General features: G+C 31.4%; 2 protein-coding genes and 1 pseudogene. All 3 read left to right on the top strand.

The annotated features are described in order from the left end of the window. The first annotated feature begins 176 nt into the window (after positions 1-176). On the top strand, positions 177-770 hold the full coding sequence (locus HPY79_12315) for a Crp/Fnr family transcriptional regulator (protein NSW46585.1): 594 nt from the start codon (positions 177-179) through the stop codon (positions 768-770). A 192-nt stretch (positions 771-962) separates the two neighbouring features. Then, a pseudogene (locus tag HPY79_12310) lies at positions 963-2,340 on the top strand (IS5 family transposase). Between the two features lie 171 nt (positions 2,341-2,511). Then, positions 2,512-4,755, top strand: a complete 2,244-nt coding sequence (locus tag HPY79_12305) for an SBBP repeat-containing protein (GenBank protein NSW46584.1) — start codon at positions 2,512-2,514, stop codon at positions 4,753-4,755. Positions 4,756-4,828: the final 73 nt, after the last annotated feature.

Genomic DNA, 4,828 nt, shown 5'->3' with positions numbered 1-4,828 from the left:
CTAAAGCCTAAAAACAAAAAAATAAGGTTCTTTGGCTTTAAAAAAGGTGTTTTTTTGAATAAAATAGCCCTGTAAATTGAATCATTACTTTAAAGATTCAATTTTAAGCAAATATTTTTGATATATCTAAAAATTGAAATAATTTTGCAAAGGTCTAAATATATGAACCACATCAGATGAAAAAAGATTTAAACAATATTTCAGAAAAAATTATTAAAGCGATTTTAAAATTATCAAATATTAACATAAATGAAATTCTACCTTTCTTGTATGGTGGCGAAATTGTAGAATATAAAAAAAATATAATTTTAAAAAAACAGAATCAAGCAGAAAGCCATATTAGAATTATAATAAGTGGTGTAGGAGGATACTTTAATGAGATAAATAATATTGAAAAATGTATTTATTTTGATTTCGAAAATGATTGGTTTTTTGATTATATATCATTCTTTCACAATACAGAAACGGATATATTTTTAAAAACGATGACTCCTACCCGCATGTTCATTCTTTCTAAAAAAAAATTTTTAGAGTTAAGTAATCAACATCCTTCTATAATTAAATTGCAACTTGCCGGAATAGAGCTTTTGTATAAAGAGACTCAGGATACATACTTCGATTTGCTTTCACTTAACGCTGCTGAAAGATACATTAAACTAATTAAAACGAGAAAAGATATTTTACAAAATGTTGATCATAAATATATTGCATCTTTTCTCGGAATAACTCCTCAAAGTTTGAGCCGTTTAAGAAAAAATATAAAACTATAAATATAAAAAATAGTACAAACGTAATAACAATATATCAACCATTTATTTCATATCAGCTAATTTTTATAATAGTTAGACGACCCTTATCAACACAGCATACAGTTGATTGTTAATAACTTAATAGGTTTTTTTAGTAAAAATTTTGCAAGATTTTGTATATTACAGCCAGAAACCTTGCAAATTTTTTAAAAGATGGTACCTAAGGTAAAGGATCAAACTCAGGGAAGTTTATTCTTCACTTTAAGGGACACCTTAAATCCTAAACATCCCCTTTTTGTATTAGCCAATCAGATTCAATGGGATATTTTCGAGCAGTCTTTTAAGGGTTTGTACTGTTCGGATAATGGTCGTCCGGCTAAGCCCATTCGATTAATGGTAGGCTTGTTGATGTTGAAGCATATCCGTAATCTGTCGGATGAATCGGTAGTAGAACAATGGAGCGAAAATATTTATTTTCAATATTTTACAGGAGAAACTTCTTTTGCACCAGGGGTTCCTTGCGAGCCATCGGAGCTGGTACACTTTAGAAAAAGAATAGGCGAAAGCGGAGTAGAGCTGATTTTGAAAGAGAGTATTCGGGTCAACGGCAAAGATGCCTTAGACCCCCATGTAAATGTAGACACCACCGTGCAGGAAAAAAATATCACTTACCCCACCGATGCAAAGCTGCACAAAAAAATCATCCAAAAATGCAAAGCCATTGCCCAAAAAGAAGGGATTGAATTGCGTCAAAGTTATAGCCGAACATTAAAGAAATTAGCTCAGGAACAACGATTTAGAAATCATCCAAAGAACAAATCGAAAGCCTTTAAGGCCGATAGAAAAATGAAAACGATAGCCGGACGTTTGGTTCGGGAACTGGAACGCAAACTCACTCCCGAGAGCAAGTATCAGAAAGACTTGGAGTTATTTTTTCAGGTTTTAATGCAGCAGAAAAACAGTAAAAAGAAGATTTATTCCCTTCATGAGCCAGCAGTTGTGTGTATTTCTAAAGGTAAGGAGCACAAGAAGTATGAAATGCGAAGCATTCGTGAATACCTTAAAAAAAACAAAATAGCTTCATGAACAATTTGGTAATAAGGTATCGATAGCCAAGACTGATAGTGGAGTAATCGTTGGAGCATTAAGTTTTAGAGACGAGTATGATGGGCATACCTTAGTACCAACCCTTGAGCAGGTAAATCGCTTAGTAGGGCAAATGCCCAAATGGGTCAAAGCAGATCGGGGCTACAGAGGCAATAAGCAGATAGAAGAAACCGAGGTTTTAATTCCGTCAACACCAAGAAAATCAATGAGTTATTATCAATGCAAGAAACTAAGCGATAGTCATAAAAAACGTGCGGGTATAGAACCTGTTATAGGACATTTAAAGACCGACCATAGACAAAACCGTAACTTTTACAAAGGAATCGTAGGCGATAACATCAATATCATGTTGGCTGCAGCAGCATTCAACTTCAAAAGAATGATGAATAAATGGAAGCAAAAATTTTTTCACTTTTTTCAGACGCTGTTTTTTCACTTTCACACGATATTTTTTCATTTTATTTTCCAACCCCTCTTTTTTTAAAAAATTAAAAATGACTTTTTAAGGGTCGACTAGTTAGAGTTATTGACTAAAAAAAAGATTCATCTAATATCTTATAAATAAATATAAATAAAAATTGTTAACATTTGGTAACTCTTTTTATTATTAAGATAAATAATTTTGTTTAAAATCTAATCTTAAATCACTTTAGCTATGAAAAAAATAATTTTCTCTGCAGTATTTTTATGCATAAGCTTTATGTATACATATGCACAAAATTTTGTTTGGGCCAAAAGTATTGGTGGCCAAAATCATCAATATGTAAATGGTATTGATTTAGACAGTGCAGGTAATGTTTATTTAACAGGACAAGTTATAGGAGAGACAGACTTTGACCCAAGTGTAAACATGTTTAATTTGATAGGTTCAGGAGATGGCAGTGCTTTTTTTTCAAAATTAAGTACAAATGGTGATTTAGTTTGGGCAAAAATATTTGATGGAGGAAAGAGTAGTTCGAATGGAATTGATGTAAACTCTTCAGGAGTGTATTATGCAGGTTCTTTTAAATATTCTCCACAATTGGACGGAGTTAGTATTTTTCAAAACGAACCTTATTATTACAATGCATTTATTTTAAAACTTTCCTTAAACGGCAATTATCAGTTTGCAAATGCCATTAGGTCACATTATTATCATTCTAATCCTAATAATCCTAATGATAGCCTTGCCACTGGCAATAGTGTAGCTGCAGATGTTGCTGCTGGAAATAATTTTGCTTATTTTACAGGTCATTTTGAAGACACTATCCAGGTAGGACAGAACGTATATTATTCTACTAATGACGCTTATGATGCTTTTATTGCAAAAGACGACTTAACATCTTTTTCATCAATACACTTTACTTCAAATGATGGTGGTAGTGCAATTACAGTTGATGCTGCTAATAATGTTTATACAGTGGGATACTATGATGGAGGGATTTTTATAAAAGGAGGATGGATAAAGCAAATCAGCGGTTCTGATATTCTAGTTAATTCTATAACTACCGATAACAATGGAAATATATATATTACAGGTAGATTTTCTGGTACTATTGATTTTGATCCGGGTCCCGGTTCAAATACCTTATCAGGATTTTATGACGCTTATGTTTTAAAACTCAATTCAAGTGGTGATTTTGTTTGGGTAAAAAAAATAGGAGGAAGTAATTTTGACGAAGGAAAAGCTATATGTACTGATACTAGTGGTAATATATACATAACAGGTAAATTTGCAGGAACAGCCGATTTTGACCCTTCTAACAATACATTTAATCTTACATCAAGTGGTTATTTAGATATTTTTGTGTGCAAATTAGACTTAAATGGCGACTTTGTTTGGGCTGTAAAAATGGGAAGTAGCCAAAATGATGATGAAGGAGTTGACCTTTGCGTTGATAATAATAATAATGTTTATGTAACAGGCACTTTCAAAGCTACTGCCGATTTTGATCCAGGACCAGGCGTTTTTACATTAACTCCTGTGACTGAACTTTATAGTGAAATATTTATTTGTAAGTTATCTCAAAGTCCTGAAATTGAAGTATTAGGAAACAATATAGTAATACCCAATGGTGATTATACACCATCTACAAATGATAACACTTATTTTGGTGATGTTCCACCCAATACTTCTGTAAATAAATTTTTTAGAATTAATAATACAGGTAGTCAACCTTTATATTTAACTAATAACCCAAGAGTTTCTGTAACAGGTAGTGCTTTTACACTTATCAGTGACGCTTCCCCAGTTATAGACCCAGGTTCTTATGCTATGTTTGAAGTAAAATTTTTACCTACTACTTGTGAAGAATATGATGGAACAATAAGTATTGCCAATAATGATGATGATGAAAATCCTTACATTTTCGTTATTTTAGGGTATGGAATAGATAATACACATCCTAACATCACTTGCAAAAATGATACTACAATTAATATTGCAGCAGGTTCAACCTATTATATCGTCCAAGGAAACGAACTAGACCCATACGATTATTCTGATAACTGTGGAATTGACACTGTATATAATTCCATCAACCAACTATCAACACTTGCAGGTGCACAATTGAATATTGGAACACACCAAATTATATGGACTATTAAAGACCTTGCTGGATTTATAGATACTTGTATTTTAAATGTTACTATAAATTCAGCATCTGCTATTAACAATAATAATTTATCGAAAGTTACAATTTATCCAAATCCTGCAGAAAATAATTTATATATAGATTTTGGTAATTTGCAAGGCAATAAAAAGATAATCATTAGTAATAGCTTAGGACAAGAAATTTTTATTAATTCAACCTCTGCAACATCAACAGAAATTGATATAAAACAATTTTCTGAAGGATTATATTTTGAGACCTTTGCAAAATTATATTATTTTTTTGATATATCAAAAATATTTGCCTAAAATTGAATTTTTAAGGTAATGATTCAAATTGCAGGACGATTTTATTCAAAAAAACATCTTTTTTAAAGCCAAA

Source organism: Bacteroidales bacterium (assembly GCA_013314715.1).
GTDB lineage: Bacteria > Bacteroidota > Bacteroidia > Bacteroidales > GWA2-32-17 > Ch61.
The sequence above is the reverse complement of the archived record's forward strand: the minus strand, read 5'-3'. Positions and strand labels throughout refer to the sequence as shown.

Coding starts and splice junctions, on each gene's coding strand:
- HPY79_12315 (NSW46585.1), top strand. CDS start 177: ATGAAAAAAGATTTAAACAATATTTCAGAAAAAATTATTAAAGCGATT.
- HPY79_12305 (NSW46584.1), top strand. CDS start 2,512: ATGAAAAAAATAATTTTCTCTGCAGTATTTTTATGCATAAGCTTTATG.